Origin of the sequence: Labrys sp. LIt4, from assembly GCF_017813775.1 — a bacterium.
Classification (GTDB): Bacteria; Pseudomonadota; Alphaproteobacteria; order Rhizobiales; family Labraceae; genus Labrys; species Labrys okinawensis_A.
Window position 1 is genome coordinate 151,068 of the sequence record NZ_JAGIPY010000012.1, and the last position, 18,978, is coordinate 170,045.

At 65.7% G+C, this 18,978-nt stretch carries 23 protein-coding genes; 12 read left to right on the plus strand and 11 right to left on the minus strand.

The genetic code is table 11. The annotated features are described in order from the left end of the window. The first annotated feature begins 7 nt into the window (after positions 1 to 7). The 4 genes from J8I29_RS21405 (at position 8) to J8I29_RS21420 (ending at position 3,456) form a co-directional block, all read left to right on the plus strand. A complete protein-coding gene (locus tag J8I29_RS21405) occupies positions 8 to 925 on the plus strand; it encodes an MBL fold metallo-hydrolase (protein ID WP_209433193.1) in 918 nt (305 codons plus the stop codon). Between the two features lie 114 nt (positions 926 to 1,039). Then, positions 1,040 to 1,792 (plus strand): SDR family oxidoreductase, encoded by a 753-nt coding sequence (locus tag J8I29_RS21410; protein ID WP_209433194.1) that lies wholly within the window; start codon positions 1,040 to 1,042, stop codon positions 1,790 to 1,792. A 143-nt stretch (positions 1,793 to 1,935) separates the two neighbouring features. Further along, positions 1,936 to 2,346, plus strand: a complete 411-nt coding sequence (locus J8I29_RS21415) for a cupin domain-containing protein (protein WP_209433195.1) — start codon at positions 1,936 to 1,938, stop codon at positions 2,344 to 2,346. 63 nt (positions 2,347 to 2,409) lie between these two features. Further along, positions 2,410 to 3,456 (plus strand): mechanosensitive ion channel family protein, encoded by a 1,047-nt coding sequence (locus J8I29_RS21420; protein ID WP_209433196.1) that lies wholly within the window; start codon positions 2,410 to 2,412, stop codon positions 3,454 to 3,456. On the opposite strand, the gene J8I29_RS21425 is transcribed toward J8I29_RS21420, so the two are convergent. After that, the gene (locus J8I29_RS21425) at positions 3,362 to 3,850 is read right to left on the minus strand and encodes an Rrf2 family transcriptional regulator (RefSeq protein ID WP_105864005.1); all 489 of its coding nucleotides are present in this window, start codon (positions 3,848 to 3,850) and stop codon (positions 3,362 to 3,364) included. The genes J8I29_RS21420 and J8I29_RS21425 overlap by 95 nt on opposite strands. Positions 3,851 to 4,102: 252 nt before the next feature. Here J8I29_RS21425 and purH point away from each other — a divergent pair, with 252 nt between their 5' ends. The 4 genes from purH (at position 4,103) to J8I29_RS21445 (ending at position 7,369) form a co-directional block, all read left to right on the plus strand. After that, on the plus strand, positions 4,103 to 5,692 hold the full coding sequence (gene purH, locus J8I29_RS21430; protein ID WP_245197228.1) for a bifunctional phosphoribosylaminoimidazolecarboxamide formyltransferase/IMP cyclohydrolase: 1,590 nt from the start codon (positions 4,103 to 4,105) through the stop codon (positions 5,690 to 5,692). Between the two features lie 249 nt (positions 5,693 to 5,941). Further along, positions 5,942 to 6,406, plus strand: a complete 465-nt coding sequence (locus tag J8I29_RS21435; protein ID WP_209433198.1) for a hypothetical protein — start codon at positions 5,942 to 5,944, stop codon at positions 6,404 to 6,406. Continuing rightward, positions 6,403 to 7,086 (plus strand): OmpA family protein, encoded by a 684-nt coding sequence (locus tag J8I29_RS21440; RefSeq protein WP_209433199.1) that lies wholly within the window; start codon positions 6,403 to 6,405, stop codon positions 7,084 to 7,086. Before J8I29_RS21435 ends, J8I29_RS21440 begins: the two co-directional genes overlap by 4 nt. Positions 7,087 to 7,129: 43 nt before the next feature. Next, a complete protein-coding gene (locus J8I29_RS21445) occupies positions 7,130 to 7,369 on the plus strand; it encodes a hypothetical protein (RefSeq protein WP_209433200.1) in 240 nt (79 codons plus the stop codon). Between the two features lie 14 nt (positions 7,370 to 7,383). Here J8I29_RS21445 and J8I29_RS21450 read toward each other — a convergent pair whose 3' ends face one another. The 5 genes from J8I29_RS21450 to J8I29_RS21470 all read right to left on the minus strand — a co-directional run bounded on the left by J8I29_RS21450 (position 7,384) and on the right by J8I29_RS21470 (position 11,792). Then, entirely contained in the window at positions 7,384 to 7,770 is a 387-nt protein-coding gene (locus J8I29_RS21450) for a VOC family protein (protein ID WP_209433201.1), read from the minus strand. Positions 7,771 to 8,072: 302 nt separating this feature from the next. Continuing rightward, a complete protein-coding gene (locus tag J8I29_RS21455; protein WP_105863999.1) occupies positions 8,073 to 8,438 on the minus strand; it encodes a RidA family protein in 366 nt (121 codons plus the stop codon). A 123-nt stretch (positions 8,439 to 8,561) separates the two neighbouring features. Further along, positions 8,562 to 9,401 carry a carbohydrate ABC transporter permease gene (locus J8I29_RS21460; protein WP_105863998.1) on the minus strand — a complete coding sequence of 280 codons (840 nt, stop codon included), beginning with the start codon at positions 9,399 to 9,401 and terminating at the stop codon, positions 8,562 to 8,564. Next, a complete protein-coding gene (locus tag J8I29_RS21465) occupies positions 9,398 to 10,267 on the minus strand; it encodes a sugar ABC transporter permease (RefSeq protein ID WP_105863997.1) in 870 nt (289 codons plus the stop codon). Before J8I29_RS21465 ends, J8I29_RS21460 begins: the two co-directional genes overlap by 4 nt. A gap of 289 nt (positions 10,268 to 10,556) precedes the next feature. Then, positions 10,557 to 11,792, minus strand: coding sequence for a sugar ABC transporter substrate-binding protein (locus tag J8I29_RS21470; protein WP_209433202.1), 1,236 nt, complete (start codon positions 11,790 to 11,792; stop codon positions 10,557 to 10,559). A gap of 364 nt (positions 11,793 to 12,156) precedes the next feature. On the opposite strand from J8I29_RS21470, the gene J8I29_RS21475 reads away from it, so the two are divergent. From J8I29_RS21475 to J8I29_RS21490, 4 genes are all read left to right on the plus strand, one after another. Further along, complete coding sequence (locus J8I29_RS21475) at positions 12,157 to 12,948, plus strand: SDR family oxidoreductase (RefSeq protein WP_209433203.1); 792 nt, start codon at positions 12,157 to 12,159, stop codon at positions 12,946 to 12,948. Between the two features lies 1 nt (position 12,949). Further along, positions 12,950 to 14,017, plus strand: a complete 1,068-nt coding sequence (ugpC, locus tag J8I29_RS21480) for a sn-glycerol-3-phosphate ABC transporter ATP-binding protein UgpC (RefSeq protein ID WP_105863994.1) — start codon at positions 12,950 to 12,952, stop codon at positions 14,015 to 14,017. Between the two features lie 156 nt (positions 14,018 to 14,173). Then, on the plus strand, positions 14,174 to 14,668 hold the full coding sequence (locus J8I29_RS21485) for a hypothetical protein (RefSeq protein WP_209433204.1): 495 nt from the start codon (positions 14,174 to 14,176) through the stop codon (positions 14,666 to 14,668). Positions 14,669 to 14,752: 84 nt separating this feature from the next. Continuing rightward, positions 14,753 to 15,166, plus strand: a complete 414-nt coding sequence (locus tag J8I29_RS21490) for a hypothetical protein (RefSeq protein WP_209433205.1) — start codon at positions 14,753 to 14,755, stop codon at positions 15,164 to 15,166. A gap of 51 nt (positions 15,167 to 15,217) precedes the next feature. Here the strand turns inward: J8I29_RS21490 and J8I29_RS21495 are convergent, their stop codons facing one another. From J8I29_RS21495 to J8I29_RS21515, 5 genes are all read right to left on the minus strand, one after another. After that, positions 15,218 to 16,789, minus strand: coding sequence for a GMC family oxidoreductase (locus J8I29_RS21495; protein ID WP_209433206.1), 1,572 nt, complete (start codon positions 16,787 to 16,789; stop codon positions 15,218 to 15,220). A 188-nt stretch (positions 16,790 to 16,977) separates the two neighbouring features. Beyond that, the gene (locus J8I29_RS21500; RefSeq protein ID WP_245197229.1) at positions 16,978 to 17,514 is read right to left on the minus strand and encodes a twin-arginine translocation signal domain-containing protein; all 537 of its coding nucleotides are present in this window, start codon (positions 17,512 to 17,514) and stop codon (positions 16,978 to 16,980) included. 94 nt (positions 17,515 to 17,608) lie between these two features. Further along, entirely contained in the window at positions 17,609 to 17,983 is a 375-nt protein-coding gene (locus J8I29_RS21505) for a VOC family protein (RefSeq protein WP_245197230.1), read from the minus strand. 30 nt (positions 17,984 to 18,013) lie between these two features. After that, positions 18,014 to 18,394: a c-type cytochrome gene (locus tag J8I29_RS21510; RefSeq protein ID WP_245197231.1), complete on the minus strand. Its 381-nt coding sequence runs from the start codon at positions 18,392 to 18,394 to the stop codon at positions 18,014 to 18,016. Between the two features lie 172 nt (positions 18,395 to 18,566). Then, positions 18,567 to 18,878 (minus strand): ribbon-helix-helix domain-containing protein, encoded by a 312-nt coding sequence (locus tag J8I29_RS21515; protein ID WP_068289590.1) that lies wholly within the window; start codon positions 18,876 to 18,878, stop codon positions 18,567 to 18,569. Positions 18,879 to 18,978 lie beyond the last annotated feature (100 nt).

Genomic DNA, 18,978 nt, shown 5'->3' on the forward strand with positions numbered 1-18,978 from the left:
GGCCAGCATGAGCCTGGACAACACCTTGACGCCCACCAGACCCAAACCCGACGAGCTGGTGCCCTCGCGCTACGCGGTGCAGATCGGCGAGATCGACGTGCTGATCGTCAGCGACGGCGTGCTGCCGCTGCCCACCCAGATGCTGGGCCACAATGCCGATCCTTCCGTGCGGGCCGCCTGGCTGAAGGACATGTTCCTGCCGCAGGACGCCTTCGACTGGGCGCTGAACGTGGTGGTGGTGCGCAGCGGCAAACAGACCATCCTCATCGATGCCGGGCTGGGGCTCGACCCGGACCTCAACCTGCCGCGGGCCGGCCAGCTGATCAAGCGGCTGGAGGCGGCCGGCATCGATCTCGGCGCCGTGACCGACGTGGTGCTCACCCATATGCATATGGACCATGTCGGCGGCCTGCTGGTGGACGGCGTGAAGGAGCGCCTGCGTCCCGATCTCAAGATCCATGTGGCTGAAGCCGAGGCCAGGTTCTGGGAGGCGCCCGATTTCTCCCATGTCGCCATGCCGCCGGGCTTCCCGGACGCGCTGCGGGCGACCGCCAAGCGCTTCGCGGCGGAATATCGCGACCACCTCCGGCTGTTCGGCGAGGAGCATGAGGTGGCGCCCGGCGTGGTCGTCTCCCGCACCGGCGGCCACACGCCGGGCCACAGCGTGGTCCGCCTCGCCTCCGGCGGGGACCGGCTGATGTTCGCGGGCGATGCCATGTTCGCGGTCGGCTTCGAGCATCCCGATTGGTTCAACGGCTTCGAGCACGATCCGGAGGAGGCCGCCCGCGTGCGCGTCCGGCTGCTGAAGGAGCTGGCCGAGACCAATTCGTTCCTGGTGGCCACCCACCTGCCCTTCCCCTCGGTCGGCCATGTCGCCGTGGACGGCGACGCCTTCCGCTGGGTGCCGGTGTTCTGGGACTACTGAGCAATTTCCGGGTGCGCGGGCATCTTGCCCGCTCTTCCCTTCTTGCACGTACAGCGTTTCCAAGAGCGGACGAGACGTCCGCGCACCCGGAAACATCCCCAAAGGAGACATCCCATGAAAATCGTCATCATCGGCGGCACCGGGCTGATCGGCACCAAGACGGTGGCGCGGCTCAGGGCCAGGGGCCACGAGGTGATCGCCGCCTCGCCCAACACCGGCGTCAACACCATCACCGGCGAGGGGCTCGCCGAAGCCCTGGCCGGGGCGCAGGTGGTGATCGACCTCGCCAACTCGCCCTCCTTCGAGGACAAGGCCGTGCTGGAGTTCTTCGAGACCTCCGGCCGCAACCTGATGGCGGCGGAGAAGGCGGCCGGCGTCGGGCATCACATCGCCCTCTCGGTCGTCGGCACCGAGCGGCTGCAGGAGGCCGGCTATTTCCGCGGCAAGCTCGCCCAGGAGAGGCTGATCAAGGCCGCCGGCATCCCCTACACCATCGTGCACTCCACCCAGTTCATGGAGTTCCTCGCCGGCATCGCCCAGTCCGGCACGATCGAGGGCAAGGTGCATCTCTCGCCCGCCTTCGTGCAGCCGATCGCCTCCGACGACGTCGCCGACGCCATGGCCGATGTCGCCCTCGCCGCGCCGGTGAACGGCACGATCGAGATCGCCGGCCCGGAGCGCTCGCGCCTCAGCGATCTCGTCGCCCGCTATCTCAAGGCCAGCGGCGATCCCCGCGAGGTGGTGGCCGATCCCGAGGCCCGCTATTTCGGCGCCCGCCTGCAGGAGGGCTCGCTGGTGAGCGACAACAACCCCCGCCTCGGCCGCATCGGCTTCGAAGCATGGTTCGCCGCCAATCCGAGGAAGTGAGACGGCGGCTTCGCCACAGAGAACGCGACACCAGCCGCCCCTTCGCCCCGTCCTTACGGGGAGAAGGGGACCCAGACGCCACGCGCAGCCGTCAATCGCAGCGTCTCGCCCTAGCTCCATTCCCCCAACCAGGAACCCCAGCCATGATCCGCCCTCTCCTCGCCGCCTTCGCCGTCTCCACTCTGCTCGCCGCGCCGGCCGCCGCCGACGGCAAGGCGGCCAAGGTCTCGCTCGTCTATGAGCACGAACTGCCCAACGTCCCCGGCAAGAGCATGAGGGGCGTGCTGGTCGAATATGGCCCCGGCGGCTTTTCCGAGGGCCATACCCATCCCTCCTCCGCCTTCATCTACGCCACCGTGCTGGAAGGGGCGATCAAGAGCCAGGTCAATGACGGGCCGGTGAAGGTCTACCGCGCCGGCCAGAACTTCTCCGAAATGCCGGGCGACCGCCACGGCGTCAGCGCCAATGCCAGCAAGACCAGGCCCGCCAAGCTGCTGGCGGTGTTCGTGGTCGATACCGCCCAGAAGGAACTGACCTTCCCGCTGCAGAAATAGGCGTGCGAGCGCACCGAACGTGGTGCGGTCCCCATACAAGCGTTTCCCCCTCGAGCCCCCGCCATGGTCGATGATCCCGATTTCCTGCCTCTCGTGCTGATCGACCTGCTGGGGCTCGCCGGCATCGTCGTCTGGCATCTGCAGGGGCGCCGGCGCCCGATGGCGCGGCTGGTCGTGCAGCTCCTGTTCTTCACCGGCATGACGGTGCTGCTCGGGGCCTACGGCATCTGGCCGCACGAACTCGGGGCGCGCGAGGCCGCCGGTCTCGCCGCCTTCGTCGCCAAATCGGCGCGGGTGCTGTGGTGGACGCATCTGGCCTGGGCCGTGATCGGCCTGATGCACATCTATTTCGCCCTCAACCGCCGGCCGCGCGAGGCCCATCTGCTGCAGGATCTGTTCGTCGCCCTCGCCTATCTCGGCGTCGCCCTTTCGATCCTGGGCTTCGTGTTCGGCGTGCCGGTCGGCACGCTGGTGGCGACCTCCGGCGTGGTCGCCGTCATCCTCGGCCTCGCCCTGCAGAACACGCTCGGCGACGTGTTTTCCGGCATCGCCCTGACGCTGGGCCGCTCCTATGGCCTCGGCGACTGGATCGTGCTCGGCGACGGCACCGAGGGGCGGGTGATCGAGACCAATTGGCGCTCCACCAACCTGCTCTCGGGCGCGCATAATGTGGTGGTGCTGCCCAACAGCCTGCTGGCCAAGCTCAGCCTGACCAATCTCAGCCGCCCCGACGAGACCCACTGGATCAGCCAGAGCGTGCGGATCGCCGCCAGCCAGGACCCGCGCGACAGCGTGGAGGCGCTGCGGGCCGTGCTCGGCGCCTGCGGGGAGATCCTCCGCGATCCCGCACCGATCGTGGCGCTCCGCAGCGTCGATGCGCTGGCGATCGAGGCCGAGCTGCAGTTCTGCGTGGCCAATCCGGCACGGCGCACGCCGGCGCGCAACGAGGTGCTGGACCGGCTCTACCAGGCCTGCGGGGCCGGCGGCCTCGCCCTGGCGCCCTCGCCCGCTTCCCTCATCCTGCCCGCGCCAGCACCCATTCGAAGCTATTCTTCCACAGCTCAGCCGGGATCTCCTGCGACAGGATTCCGACCAGATCGGACAGCTTGACGCTGCGCAGCTTCTGGCGCCAGGCCTCGTCCGCCTCCCACATGATGCGCGCCACGGCGCAGGGCGCGCTCTCGCAATAGCCCTTGGGGCGGCAGGGATTGTTGGCGCGGATATTGGTGCACACGAAGGTGCGCGACGGCCCTTCCACCGCCTCGACGATGTCGAGGAAGGTCAGCTCGGACGGGGGCCTCGCCAGCCTGTAGCCGCCGGAGGGGCCGAGCGTGGTGTCGACCAGCCCGGCCTGCGAGAGGTGCTGCAGCGCCTTGGAGAGATATTCCTTCGGCACGCCGTGGAACTCGGCCAGCGCCTTGGTCGAGAGGTAGCGCCCCGCCGGCAGGCCGGCGAGGATCGCACAGCAATGCAGCGCCCATTCGACTTGGCTTTTCAGGATCATACGCTCGTTCCGCAGCGGCAGCACGCGCCGACAATTACGGACATACGATATCCCTATTGGTGCAGCGTGTAAATGCGGGTGTTTCCGGGTGCGCGGACGTCCCGTCCGCCTCTTCCCTTCGGTGAGCACAGCGTTTCCAAGAGGCGGACGGGACGTCCGCGCACCCGGAATGCCTGCCTCTCCCATAAAATCTCCCCCTTCCCCTCATCTTGCGCTATCAAGCGGCCAAACCCCGCCCTGGAGATCTCGACCTTGACCGCTGCTGCCCCCATCGCCCGCGCTTTGCTGTCCGTTTCGGACAAATCAGGCCTGATCGATTTCGCCAAGGGCCTCGCCGCCCATGGCGTCGAGCTGGTCTCGACCGGGGGCACGCGCAAGGCGCTGGAGGAGGCGGGCCTGCCCGTCAAAGACGTCTCCGACATCACCGGCTTTCCCGAGATGATGGACGGCCGCGTCAAGACGCTGCATCCCAAGGTGCATGGCGGCCTGCTCGCCATCCGCGGCAATGAGGAGCACCGCGCCGCCATGGCCGCGCATGGCATCGGCCCGATCGACCTCCTCGTCGTCAATCTCTATCCCTTCGAGGCGACGCTCGCCCGCGGCGGCAGCTTCGAGGACCTGATCGAGAACATCGACATCGGCGGCCCCGCCATGATCCGCGCCGCCGCCAAGAACCATGACGACGTCACCGTCATCGTCGACGTCGCCGATTACGACGAGGTGCTGGCCGAGATCGCCGAGAATGCGGGGGCGACCAGCCTGCCCTTCCGCCGCCGCATGGCCGCCAAGGCCTATGCCCGCACCGGTGCCTATGACGCCGCCATCTCCAACTGGTTCGCCGCCACGCTGGAAGAGGATACGCCCACCTTCCGCGCCCTCGGCGGCACGCTGGCCGAGGCGCTGCGCTATGGCGAGAACCCGCATCAGAGCGCGGCCTTCTATCTCACCCCCGAAAAGCGCCCGGGCGTCGCCACCGCCCGCCAGCTCCAGGGCAAGGCGCTCTCCTACAACAACCTCAACGACACCGACGCCGCCTTCGAATGCGTGGCCGAGTTCGATCCGGCCAAGTCCGCCGCCGTGGTGATCGTCAAGCACGCCAATCCCTGCGGCGTCGCCGAGGCGCCGACGCTCGTCGAGGCCTATGAGAAGGCCCTTGCCTGCGACCCCGTCTCGGCCTTCGGCGGCATCATCGCGGTGAACCGCACGCTCGATGCCGACACCGCCCGCAAGATCGTCGAGATCTTCACCGAGGTGATCGTCGCCCCCGACGCCAGCGAGGAAGCCATCGCCATCATCTCGGCCAAGAAGAATCTGCGCCTGCTCGTCACCGGCGCCCTGCCCGATCCGCGCGCGGAAGGCCTCACCGCCAAGACGCTGGCGGGCGGCCTGCTGGTGCAGTCGCGCGACAATGCCGTGGTCGACGACATGACGCTGAAGGTGGTGACCAAGCGCAGCCCGACGCCCGAGGAGATGGCCGACCTCGCCTTCGCTTTCCGCATCGCCAAGCATGTGAAGTCCAACGCCATCGTCTATGTGAAGGACGGCGCCAGCGTCGGCATCGGCGCCGGACAGATGAGCCGCGTCGATTCGGCGAGGATCGCAGCCGCCAAGGCCGCCGACGCCGCCAAGCTGGCGGGCCTGCCGGAACCCCTCACCAAGGGCTCGGTGGTGGCCTCGGATGCCTTCTTCCCCTTCGCCGACGGCTTGGAGGCTGCGGTCGCCGCCGGCGCCACCGCCGTGATCCAGCCCGGCGGCTCGCAGCGCGACGCCGAGGTGATCGCCGCCGCCGACGCGGCGGGCCTTGCCATGGTGTTCACCGGCACGCGCCACTTCCGGCATTGAGATGCGTCCGCGCCTCGACGCGCCGCACGACCTGTGTTCCCGCAGGTATAGCCGTCCGGCACGGCAATGACGCATCCAGGCTGTCGTAATGCCCTGGCCTGGCGGCAGCTTCCGCTCTTCTGTCCACAGCCTATAGCTGTAGATGATCGCATGGTTGAACCGCCGACAGGCCCGGTGATAGTTTCGGGCTGAAATCCATAAGCTTGCAATCGGCTTTTGGATTTGATCGATGTGCTGGGGAGAGCTGGAATGAAGCGGTTTTTTGCGCGCGCGGTGGCGGCGGCCGGCCTGGTCCTGGCGATCGCCACCCCTTCGATGGCCGAGGAGGCCGCCCGCGTGGCGTATCAGGGCAGCGTGCAGACCAGCATTCCCGCCGGCGTGACGGTGATCGTCAAGAAGATCACCGTGGGCGAGGACGCCACGGTGGTCAGCCTCGTCGCGTCCTTCGACAGCCGCCAGACCAACCGCGTCAATCTCAACGACATCAACGCCTTTCTCGACATCGGCGGCGACCAGAAGCTCAGCCTGCGCCAGCCCGAGGACAACCCCTATCTGATCATCCAGAACGGCCAGAGCATGGATGGCGAGCTGGTCTTTCCCGGCCGCCTCCCGGCCGATGCCGGCGAGGTCCGGCTGGTCTTCAACAACGGCAATGCGGGCGATGACCTCAACGCCCCCGGCCTGACGCTCAAGATCCCGGTCAAGGCGCAATGAGGCGTCCAGGCGCCGCCATGGCGCTGCTGGCCCTGGTTCTTCCGGTCCTGCCGGCTTCGGCCCTCGTCATCGAGCACCGCCACGAGCCGATCGGGGAGCAGCCGTCGACGATTCGCCCCAGATCCATCGGCGCCAGCCGCTGGCAGCCTTATGCCCTGCCGCCCACGCGCTTTGCGCCACAAACCCGGGCGAGCCAGCTCGAGCCGGTCGGCGGAGCCTCCAGCCTGCGCCTCAAGGAGGTGCCGGCCAAGCTGCGCAGCCGCACGCAGGCTCTGCTCGAGCAGTTCGGCGCCCGCGAGAACGAGGGCAAGATCCTGATCAGCCTGCCCGGCGACGTGCTGTTCGATTTCGACAAGGCCGACATCCGCGCCGATGCCAGGCCGGTGCTGGCCCGCCTCGTCGAGGTGCTCAAGGCCTTCCCCAAGGCGCCGGTGGCGATCGGCGGCCATACCGACGCCAAGGGCGAGGACGACTACAATCTCGCTCTGTCCGAGCGCCGCGCCGCCTCGGTGAAGGCCTATCTCGCCCGCGGCAAGATCAGCCCCGGCCGCCTGACCATCCAGGGTTATGGCGAGACCCGCCCCGTGGCGCCCAACCAGAAGGCGGACGGCGCCGACGATCCCGAGGGGCGCCAGCGCAACCGCCGGGTGGAATTCGAGATCGGCAAGCCGCCGGAATGATTGAGGCCCTTTCCATCATGATCCTCCAGCAAAAGGCGACATCATGGCGTTGATCCCCTGCCCGGCCTGTAGCCAGCGCGTCTCCGAGCAGGCCTTGGCCTGCCCGTCCTGCGGGCATCCGATCGCCGCTGCCGGCGAGGGCAAGCAGACGGCCGTCCGCGTGCTGGGCGGCGTCGCCGGCACCTATGTCTCGGCCAATGCCCTGGTACAGCTGGTGATCGGCGTCGTCTTCTGCATCAGCGTCGCCGCGGTGATCATGACGGTGATCATCGTCAACGGCTGAGCCGCGGCGCCCGCTCAGACCACGACCTTGGTGCAGATCTCGACCAGGCAGCCATTGTTGTCGCGCACATAGGCAACGATCTGGCCCCAGGGTTTCTGGGCCGGCGGCGACACCGCCTGCGCCCCGGCGAACAGGGCCTTCTTGTAGGCGATCTCGACATCGTCGACCACCAGCGCGATCTCCATGCCGGCCGGCGGCGCATCCGGCCGGTTGGGCTGGAAGGGACCGGTCATGTCGGTGACGAAACTCTCATCGGCAAAGCACAGCGCCGTCTCGCCGGTGACGAGCTCGGCAAACTGCCCCTCGGCGATAAAGCGCGTCTCCAGCCCGAAGGCCTGCTTGTAGAAAGCCGAGGTCTCGACGACATCGCGGACATAGTGGACGACATAACCGAGCTTCATGATAATGTTCCCTGTTTGTTCGCATCATCGATAAGACAAACACCCGACTTTGTCCAGTATGAAGGCAGCGTTTTTCGGGGCGATGGGGTGAAGCTCGCTCTCATCCCGCACGCATTGCAGCACGCAATGGCGCGATGATGCGGCATGAAATGCCGCGTCGCAGTCACGGCATGACAAGGAACTCCTTCCGACCCGCCTATCCGGAAGCGGCAAGCGCCATCGGCCGGCGGGCTGACAGGATTGCCAATCGGGACCCGGCCATACGAATCGAGCGCTCCTCCTTGGTTAAACCGCATTGCCGCTCAGAGCGGCTTGTAGGCGATTGCCTCGATCTCGATCTTGATGTCGATCATCAGCCGGGCCTCCAGCGTGGTGCGGGCCGGCGGATTGGCGGGGAAATAGCTGCCATAGACCTTGTTGAAGGCACCGAAATCGCGGGCATCGGCCAGGATCACCGTGGTCTTGACCACGTCCTCCAGCCCGGCCCCGGCCAGCGCCAGGGCCTTGGCGAGGTTTTCCATCACCTGGCGCGTCTGCGCTTCGATGCCGCCCGGCACCACCGAGCCGTCCGGCAGGGTCGGCACCTGGCCGGAAATATGGATGCTGTCACCCGCCCGCACGGCCGGGGACAGGGGAACGTGGGAGCTGCCGAAATGCTGCTTGGTCATGGATATCCCGGTAGGTTGTGCCAATGATTTGCGTCGTTGCGAGCGAAGCGAAGCAATCCAGAGAGCAACGTTCCGTGCCGGAAGTTTCTGGATTGCTTCGCTTCGCTCGCAATGACACGTGTCCTACTTCACCGCCCCCAGGGCAAGGCCGCGCATCAAATAGCGCTGCAGCCAGGTGAACAGGATCGCGATCGGGATGGTCGCCGCCAGGGCGGCCGCCATCACATAGTTCCATTCCACCGTGTAGCGCCCTGCCACCAGATTCACCACCTGCAAGGGCAGCGTATAGGCTTCCTGCTTGCGCAGCATGGTGAGGGCGATGACATATTCGTTCCAGGCATTGATGAAGGTGAAAATCGCCGTCACCGCCATGGCCGGCAGCGCCAGCGGCAGGAACACCTTGACCAGCGTGGCGAAGGGGCTGGCCCCCTCGATCCAGGCCGCCTCCTCCAGATCCTTGGGAATGGTGGAGAAATAGCTCTGCAGCATCCACACCGCGAAGGCGAGGTTGAAGGCGATGTAGATGAAGGTCACGCCGGTCAGGCTGTCGATGAGCTGGAAGCCGAGGCGACTGCCGAGTTCCACCAGCAGGCGGAACAGGCCGAACACCAGCACGATCGGCGAAAGCATCTGCGAGATCAGCAGGAACTGCCGGAACGCCCCGCGCGCGGCGAAGCGGTAGCGGCTGAGCGCGTAGGCGGCGGGAATGGCGACGAGCACCGTCAGCACGGTGGTGACCAGCGACACGATCAGCGAATTGGCGAGCGCCGGCCCGAAGGCCGTCTCGGTATACATGGTGACGAAATTGCCCCAGACCGGCCGGCTCGGCCACCAGGAGGAAGACAGCATCTCCTCCGTCGGCTTGAGCGCCGTCACCAGCATGACGGCGAAGGGAAAGAGCGTGAGGATGATCAGGGGCGACAGCAGCACCCAATAGAGCACGGAGCGCTTGAGCTTGCTCATGCCTGTTGCTCCTCGCGCATGGCCAGCCGCACATAGATGATGGCGAAGACGAGCAGCAGCGCGAACATGATGATCGACACCGCCGCCGCCTCGCCGAACTTACCCAGGCGGAAGGCGAGCTTGTAGAGATAGGTCACCAGGATGTCGGTCGAATTGGCCGGGCCGCCCTGCGTGGTCACCCAGATGATCGGGAAGGAATTGAACACGTTGATGGTGTTCATCACCAAAGCGATGTTGATGAAGGGCTTCAGCAAGGGCAGTGTGATATGGGTGAATTGCTGCCAGCGGCTCGCCCCCTCCACCGCGCCGGCGTCGTAGAGATCGTCGGGCACCGAGGACAGGCCGCCCAGGAAGATCGTCACCGTGAAGGGGATCGAAACCAGGATGCCGATCAGGATCTGCATCGGGAAGGCGGTGGAGGCGTCCGCCAGCCATTCGATGTTGCGGCTGGTCAGGCCAAGGCCCCTGAGCCCGGAATTGAGCATGCCGCTCTCGCCGTTCAGGGCCCAGCGCCAGACCACCGCCGTCATGGCGAGCGACACCGCCCAGGGCAGCATGATGATGACGCGGGCAAGGCTCCGGCCGTAGAAATCGTCGTTGAGGATCAGGGCGATCGGCACCGAGACGATCAGCGTGCCCGCCACCACGCCCACCGTCCAGATCAGCGTGCGCCACAGCGCGGCGATGAAATCGGGATCGGCAAACAGGGCCTGGAAATTGGCGAGACCCGAAAACTCCCGGAGCATGCCGAAGCGGTTGACGTCATGCAGCGAAATCTGGCCGATCTGATAGAGCGGCCAGAAGATGATGAAGGCCGCCATCAGGAAGCTTGGCAGGATCAGAAGATAGGGTGTCGCACGCCCCATACGGTGTGTGCCTCCTCGGTGCCGAAGGGAAGAGCTGATTGGTTTTTCACAGCACGGACTGTGCTGCCCCTCACCCTTACCCTAGTCAACTCAAGAGAGTTGACGACACCCCGTAAGAACGGGGCGAGGGGGAGCTTGGCGTCGCGCTCTGTCCAGCAAATGCGGCGTTTTACATTAAAGCGCAACACCCGGCGCCCCTCGCCCCGTTCTTACGGGGAGAGGAGGTGAGGGGCAGCGTATCGCTTGCCTATGGAACCGCGATCATTCGCTGCCCCCACCCATCATCCCGCTACTTCTTCTCGAGGATGCCGTTGACCTTGGCCGCGGCTTCCTTGAGCGTCGGCTCGATCTCGCCCTTGCCCAGATAGATGGTCTGGATCGCGTTGGAGGTGGTCTGGGCGATGTCCTCCCAGCCCGGAATCACCGGCGCGAAGATCGCGTTGGGCAGGAGGGAGGCGAACACCTTCTTGTCCGGATCATCGGCGAAATAAGGATCCTTCGCCTCGGCGGCGTTCACCGGCAGGAAGCCCTCGTTCTTGTCGAAGGCGGTGCGCTGCTCGGTCGAGAACAGGAAGGCGAGGAACTTGAAGGCCTCGTCCTTCACCTTGGAATTTTCGAACAGCACGATCGAATCGGTCACGCCATAGGTGAAGGGCTTGCCGTTGGGCCCGAGCGGAATCGGCGCCACGCCATATTTCAGGTCGGGTGCTTCCTTCTTGATCTGGCCGGAGAGGAAGGGCGCCGTGATCACGGTCGCGACCTTGCCCTGCTTGAACAGATTCTGCACGTCCTCGCGGGCATAGGAGGTCACGCCCGGCTCGGTGAGGCCGCCGTCGATGAAGCCCTTATAGAGCTTGGCCGCATCGATCGCCGCCTGGCTGTCGAGGCCGGACTTGCCGTCCTTGACGATCGCTCCGCCATTGGACCACATGCCGTAGTAGAAATAGACGTCCGTCTCAATTTCCTTGCCCTGCAGGCCGAAGGGCGCCACGTCAGGCGAGGATGCCTTGATCTTGGCGGCGGCGGCCTGGAAGTCGGCCCAGGTCTTGGGGAACTCGGTCACGCCGGCCTTGGCGAAGACGTCCTTGTTGTAATACATGGCGCGCGCGGAAGCCGCGATCGGCAGGCCATAGGTCTTGCCGTCCATCACCGAGGGCGACAGGAAGGTCGGGATGAAGCTCGCCTTGAACTCGGGCGTGATGTAGCTGTCGAGCGGAGCGACCACGCCCTGGGAGACATAGTCGAGCAGCCAGCGCGTGCCGATGATCGAAAGATCGGCATTGGTGCCGGCCGAGATATCGGTGGTCAGCTTCTGCTGGAGATTGTCCCACGGCACCACTTCGATCTCGACCTTGGTGTCGGGATTGGCTTTCTGGAACGCCTCCGCGGCTTCCTTGAAATAGGGGCCGGTATCCTTGGAATATTCGGCGATGGTCACGCGTACCGTGCCTGCCTGCGCGATGGAAGCGCAAGCCAGGAGACTGGCGCCTGCGAGCAGCATCGCCATCCGTCCGATCATTGTCATGAAACGTCCCCGTCCTTATCATTGCTGCGGTCGTTGCCGCGCCCCCGCGCGCCTCGCCGCAAGAGGGCGCTAATGTTCCCCGTAATCGAAAACCGCGCAAGCGGGATTTGACCAGCCGGCCTATGGCCGGGGTGGATTTGATCCGCGCATCGCTGACCGCAATCCGAGGCGCAAAAGGCCCGATCCGACTTTGCCTTCCCACCATCGCCATGCATAGATGGCGCGTCTTTGTTCGGGTGAGTCCCACGGGTGCTTCCCTGGGAGCGCGGACGTCCTCGTCCGCCCGTTCCTCCCCTCCCCGGGCGCAGCACATGCAGTCAGGAAGAGCGGACGAGGACGTCCGCGCTCAGGAAGAAACGTCACCATGAGCGAGCCATCCCTCCCCGACCCCTTCGGCCTTTCGGGACGCCATGTCCTGGTCACCGGCGCCGGCGGCGGCATCGGGCGGGCCATGATCGAAGCCTTTGCCCGCGCCGGCGCCGCGGTCTCGGGCGCCGACAGGGATGCGGCTCTGCTGGAAAGCCTGCCCCTGCAGCACCGGCTCGTCTTCGACCTTACCGACGCCAAGGCCTGCACCGATGCCATTGCCGGCCTGGTGGCCGGGGGCGGCGCCCCCGACGTGCTGGTCAACAATGCCGGCTTCACCCGGGCCGAAACGCTGGCCGACGTCGACGACGCGGTCTGGGACAGCGAACTCGCCATCAACCTCACCGGCGCCTTTCACGTCACCCGCCCCGTGATGGCGGCGATGGCGGCGCGCGGCGGCGGCTCGATCGTCTTCGTCGCCTCGGTCAACGGGCTCGGCCATTACGGCAATCCCGCCTATTCGGCGGCCAAGGCCGGGCTGATCGCCTATGCCAAGTCGATCGCGGTGGAAGCCGGCCGCGACGGCATCCGCGCCAATGTGGTCTGCCCCGGCTCGGTGCGCACGCCGGCCTGGGACCACCGCCTTGCCAAGGATCCGACGATCCTCGAAGATGTCGTCTCCCATTACCCGCTCGGGCGGATGGTGCGCCCCGAGGACGTCGCCAATACAGCCGTCTTCCTGGCCTCCCCGCTCGCCGCCGGCGTGACGGGAGCGGTCCTGCCGGTCGACGGCGGCCTGACCGCCGGCAATCTGCGCTTCGTGCGCGACATCATCGAGAGGAGGTCGTGACATGGCGGGCCTGCAGGTCAAGGCGCTGCAAAAGCGATATGGCTCGGCCGTGATCCTCAAGGGCATCGACCTCGATGTCCGCGACGGCGAATTCGTGGTGCTGGTCGGCCCTTCCGGCTGCGGCAAGTCCACGCTGCTGCGCATGATCGCCGGCCTCGACGAGATCTCGGACGGCGAATTGTGGATCGGCTCCAAGCTTGCCAACAAGCTGTCGCCACAGCAGCGCAACATCTCCATGGTGTTCCAGAGCTACGCTCTGTTCCCGCACATGACGACGCGCGCCAATATCGGCTTCGGTCCGCGCATGCGCGGCGAAAGCGCCCAGTCGATCGCGCCGCGCGTGCAGAAGGCGGCTGGTGTGCTCAACCTGCACGACTATCTCGACCGCTACCCCCGCCAGCTCTCCGGCGGCCAGCGCCAACGCGTCGCCATGGGCCGCACCATCGTGCGCCAGCCCGAGCTCTTCCTGTTCGACGAGCCGCTCTCCAATCTCGACGCCAAGCTGCGCGTGCAGATGCGCACCGAGATCAAGGCGCTGCACCAGGACCTGAAGACCACCATCGTCTACGTCACGCACGACCAGATCGAGGCCATGACCATGGCCGACCGCATCGTGGTGATGAATGCCGGCCATATCGAGCAGGTCGGCTCGCCGCTGGAGCTCTATGACAGGCCCGCCAATCGCTTCGTGGCGAGCTTCCTCGGCTCGCCCTCGATGGGCTTCATTCCCGGCACGGCCGAGAAGGGTGACGGGGTCCCACGGCTGCGCACCAAGAATGGCCTGCTGTTGCCGATGGGCGACAGCGCCGCCGTTTCCGGGCAGGCGGTGGAGATCGGCATCCGCCCCGAGCATTTCCTGCTCGGCACGGAACAGACCGGCTTTCCCTTCGTAGTCGGCGTTGTCGAGCCCACCGGCGCGGAGACCCATCTGTTCGGCACCATCGACGGCACCGAGATGCGGGCGGTGTTCCGCGAGCGCCTGTCGCCCCAGCCGGGCGAGACGCTCTACCTCGACGTCGCCAGAACCAATGTCCACGTCTTCGACCCGCAGAGCGGGGCGAGACTGTAAGGCAACGAGTGGATCGCAAATTCGCTCTATCGTCATTGCCAGCGCAGCGAAGCAATCCGGTCGCCGCAAGCATGGCCTTTCAAAAAAGCTGGATTGCTTCGCTGCGCTCGCAATGATGGAAACCTGTTCCGGGACTCGAGAATTCGAACGCCATCCATGACGAAGCCCCTCGACACCAATCCCTTCCCTGACGATCCCGAGCGCCACGCCCTGTGGGAGATGCTGGTCCGCCGCGACATCGAGGCTTATCTCAAGGTGGACTGGCCGGCGGTGGCGGACGATTTCCTCGCCGACACCTTCTTCGGCCTGAGCGGCCTCAAATCCGCCAATCCGGACGAATGGCGCATGATCTTCCCGCGCCTCGAGGACTATCGCGACCGCTGGCTGAGCCAGGCCCGGCTTTCGGCCGCCACAGCCTATGCCGAACCCCGCCGCGAAGCGCTCTATCGCATCACCTCGCTCCGAGATATCGACATCAATGGCGAGCGGGCGGTGGCGCACAAGAAGTTCGACGGCATCATCGCCAAGGCCGACGGCAGCACCGATGCCATCAACTGGCAGACCCTCTATCTGTGCAATCGGGTCGGTGGGCGCTGGAAGATCGCCGGCTTCGTCGGCTACCTGCCCAATCCGATGGGGATATCGGGCTGAACCTGACAGGCTGACATCGACGCCTCCTCCGACGCATGCCACCTTCGGCTGGAGCCTTCGACGACAATGAAAAGAAGCCCGAACATGCCCGCCAATCACCTGAGTCAGCCTCCGCGGGGCAGCATACCCTTCCCGGCCGCCCTCTTCTTCGTCACGGTCCTCGGCATGGCCCTGGCGGCATGCGCTTCGGGAAGCGGCATCGACAAGCGGCAAGTCCGTCAAGACGCCGCCGCCAGATGCGCCAGCGCACAAGACAAGATCGGGTGCCAGCAGACTCAGAGCCGGCGGCTTGTCGACGAGGGCTACACCTCGATCTGCCGCGCCAAGGGCCTCGCGGACAATTCCCCGGCGATGAAGCGCTGCAGGGGCGAACTCGCCTATGCCGACTGCGTCCGCACCATCAGCGACTATCAGGGCTACACCGCCCAAATGAACCCGCGCGGCCCCTGGGAGTCCCCGCCCAGCGCCGTCTGCAAGAGCCATCTGGTCACGGAATGAACCGGATCATGTGGCGCGAGAGGCACCCTCGATGCCTCTCGCCCATCCAATCTACAGCTCCCCCTTCTTCATGCTGGCGGCGATGAAATCCGCCTGGCGGATGGCGAGCGCCACGATGGTCAGGGTGGGATTCTCGGCGCCGCCGCTGGTGAACTGGCTGCCGTCCGAGACGAACAGGTTCTTGATGTCGTGAGTCTGGCCGTGCTTGTTGACCACGCCGTCGGACGCCTTGGCGCTCATGCGGTTGGTGCCGAGATTGTGGGTGGAGGGATAAGGCGGCGTCGGGAAGGTCCTGACGGCGCCGACCGCCTCATAGATCGCCCGCCCCTGCCGGTAGGCATGGTTGCGCATGGCGGTATCGTTCTCATGGTCGTCGAAATGCACGTTGGCGACAGGCATGCCTGCCTTGTCCTTGGCGGAGGCATGCAGGGTGATGCGGTTGGCCTCGCTCGGCATGTCCTCGCCGACGATCCACATGCCGGCCATGTGGTCGTAGCTGTCGAGCGCCGAGGTGAAGGAACGCCCCCACGCGCCGGGATCGAGGAAGGCGGCCATGAAGGGCAGGCCGAGCGACAGCGTCTCCAGCTCATAGCCGCCGGCAAAGCCGCGCTTGGGATCGTGGCCCGCCTCGTCCCTGACGATGCCGGCCATGGTGGTGCCGCGATACATGTGCACCGGCTTTTCGAACACGCCATAGACCGAGCCGGTGGTATGGCGCATGTAGTTGCGACCAACCTGGCCGGAGCTGTTGGCCAGGCCATCGGGGAACAGGTTCGAGGCAGAGTTGAGCAGGAGGCGCGGGCTCTCGATGGAATTGCCGGCGACAGCCACGACACGCGCCTTCTGGCGCTGGGTCTTGCCGTCCTTGTCGAGATAGACCACGCCGGTGACCTTGCCCTTCGCGTCATGCTCGATCTTCACCGCCTGGCTGTTCGGCCGGACTTCGAGATTGCCGGTTTCCTCGCCCTTGGGGATCTCGGCGTAGAGGGTCGACCATTTTGCGCCGGACTTGCAGCCCTGGAAGCAGAAGCCGATCTGCTGGCAGGAGCCACGCCCGTCGCGCGGCTGGCTGTTGATCGCCATGCGCCCGGTATGCACTTCCTTGTAGCCGAGCTTCCTGGCGCCGGCTTCCAGCACCTTGTAATTGTTGTTGCCGGGCAGGCCGGGAATGTTGTTGGTGCGCGTCACCCCCATCTTGTCCTCGGCCTTGGCGTAATAGGGCTCGAGCTCGGCGAGGGTGATCGGCCAGTCCAGGAGATTGGCGCCCGGCAGACTGCCATAGGTGGAGCGGATCTTGAATTCGTGCTCCTGGAAGCGCAGCGAAGCGCCGGCCCAATGCACGCTGGACCCGCCGACCGCCTTGACGATCCAGGCCGGCAGATTGGGGAAGTCCTTGTGCACCCGCCAGCTTCCCGAGGTGGTGCGCATGTCCTTCCAGGCGAGCTGGCCGAAGCTTTCCCATTCGTCGTTGACGAAATCCTCGATCTCGTAGCGGCCCCCCGCTTCCAGGATCACGACCTTCACGCCTTTGAGGGCCAGTTCGGTGCCCAGCGTGCCGCCGCCGGCGCCGGAGCCGACGATCACCACGACGGAATCGTCGTTCAGATCAAAAGGGGCTGCCATGGTTCTGTCTCCTCCAAGGCATCCTGCGCCAAGACGATCTCGTCTCAGGACGCAAGGACGCGTCGAACCAAAGAATGAGAGTAAAAATGCGTTCTCGCCGAAACGCGCTTAGCTCAGGGAATGGTGCCGCCGGAGGAAAGGCCGTCCGGAGGAAATAAGGGCTGGAATCCGGTCTGCGCCGACCGGGGTCAAAGCCACTCGATGTCGGAAAAGCCGCGGTTGATGTAGCCGCCCTTGTCGGCGGAGGAGCCCTCATAGCCGAAGAGGGGCCAGACCTCCTTCTGGTTGTAGAGGCTGACCACCAGGCCCGAACGCACCGTGGCGAAGAAGGGCGATGGCTCGATCTTGCGCAGGATCGCCAGCCTCTCCTCCTCCCAGCCGAGGTCGGCATAGCGCGTGCCCCCCGCCGCGGCGGCCAGCCCGTCCAGCGTAGTCACGCCATCCTCGAACAGCGCCTTGCTCGCCGCATCCTTGCCGGCCTTGGCATCGAAATCCTTGACGGCAATGGCGTAATAGCGATCGGGAAGCCGGTCGTGCGGATAGATGTCGCGCGACATCCGGACCAGCGTTTCCAACGTCTCCGGCTTCAGCGCGCCGGCTTCGAGCGCCCAGGCCTCCCGCGGGCAGTAGAGCGCCCCGCCGGCGACCACCAGCGCAACGCCGGTCGCGGCCGAGACGATAAAACCGCGACGGGACAGTTCGCCTGCCTGCCTGGCTTTCTTCATGTTGTCCTCCCTGCTTGTTGCGCCGGGGCTGCCATCGGCGCCCCGGTCTGCCATTCTTGTCATGCCGGGCGGCCGCGCGCTGGCGGCCGGCAGGCTATTTGTAGCGCCCGCCCCGCTGCAGGACCTCGATCTTGTAGCCGTCGGGATCCTGGATGAAGAAGAAGTGCGCGGCTCCCGAGCCATCCGGGAAGGAGAGCGTCTTCAAATCGCCGGGGCTGAGGCCCAGGGCGGCCACCTTCGCATGGGCCGCCTCGAGGTCCGGCACGGAGATCGCCAGATGGCCATAGCCGTCGCCAAGCTGGTAGGGTTCGGTGCGGCCCTTGTTGACCGTCAGCTCCAGTTCGAAGCCGGTCTCGTCGCTCAGATAGATCAGGGTGAAGCTCTCGAAGGCGAAACGGCCGGCGACTTCAAGCCCAAAGGCCTTCCGATAGAAATCGACCGAACGCTCCTCGTCGAGAACGCGGATCATGCTGTGAATCATGCCCATGGCAACTGGCCTCTACTTTTCAACGCTGAATGACTTGAGATAGGCGATGATCCGCGCCCGCTTGGCGGGATCGGCCTGGCGATAGGGCATGGTGGTGCCCGGCTTGAACGCCTGGGCATTGGTGATCCACTTGTCGAGATTGTCGGCATCCCAGGTGAAGCCCGCATTGGCGAGGGCAGCCGAATATTTGTAGCCCGGATAGGTTCCCGCCTTGCGTCCGATGAGGTCGGCCAGGTTCGGCCCCTGGCGCGGCCCCGCCTTGGGGTCGACGACATGGCAGGTGCCGCAACTGGTGACGAACTGCTTCTGGGCAGCCGCGAGATCATCGTCCGCCTGGGCGGCGCAGATGCCGAGCAGCCAGGCTCCCGCCATCGCGGCAAGCACCCTGCCCATCCTTCCCCGCGTTCCACCCATCATCACCGCCTGCCTCGTTACCGACTATGGACGGGAGGTTAGGTGCCGGCTTCAGGCACCGGGTAGTAATATTGCATTACACGTCGAGAATTCGGAAAATAGGCCGGGTTGCAGCACGGATCCCGGAGAACGTGAGGGCGGCGGCCCTGTCCTACTCCGCGGCGACCAGGTCGAAGGCGGCGGGCCGGCGCGAGGCGGCAGGCCGCAGCTCGGCGACATATTTCAGGCAGCAGCAGCGCAGGAGCGAGGTGAAGTTGCGGACGTCGCCGTGAAGGTCCAGCACTTCGTCATGCAGGCGGGTGACGAAACGCCCGAGCGACATGCCCTGGTCGACAGCCAGCTCCTCCAGAATGTCCCAATAGACGGCTTCGAGGCGAATCGAGGTGGCATGCCCGCCGATACGCACCGAGCGCGTATGCGTCTCATAGGTCTCCGGCGGCTGGGAGGCGAACAGATGGCACATGGCTTTCCCCCGATCGGCGCGTCCTTGCGCTTCCGGCCGATTGCGGCACGTCGCAAAACGCTTTGCTTTCTTTGACTGTTTCCAAAGAGAACGGCTCTGT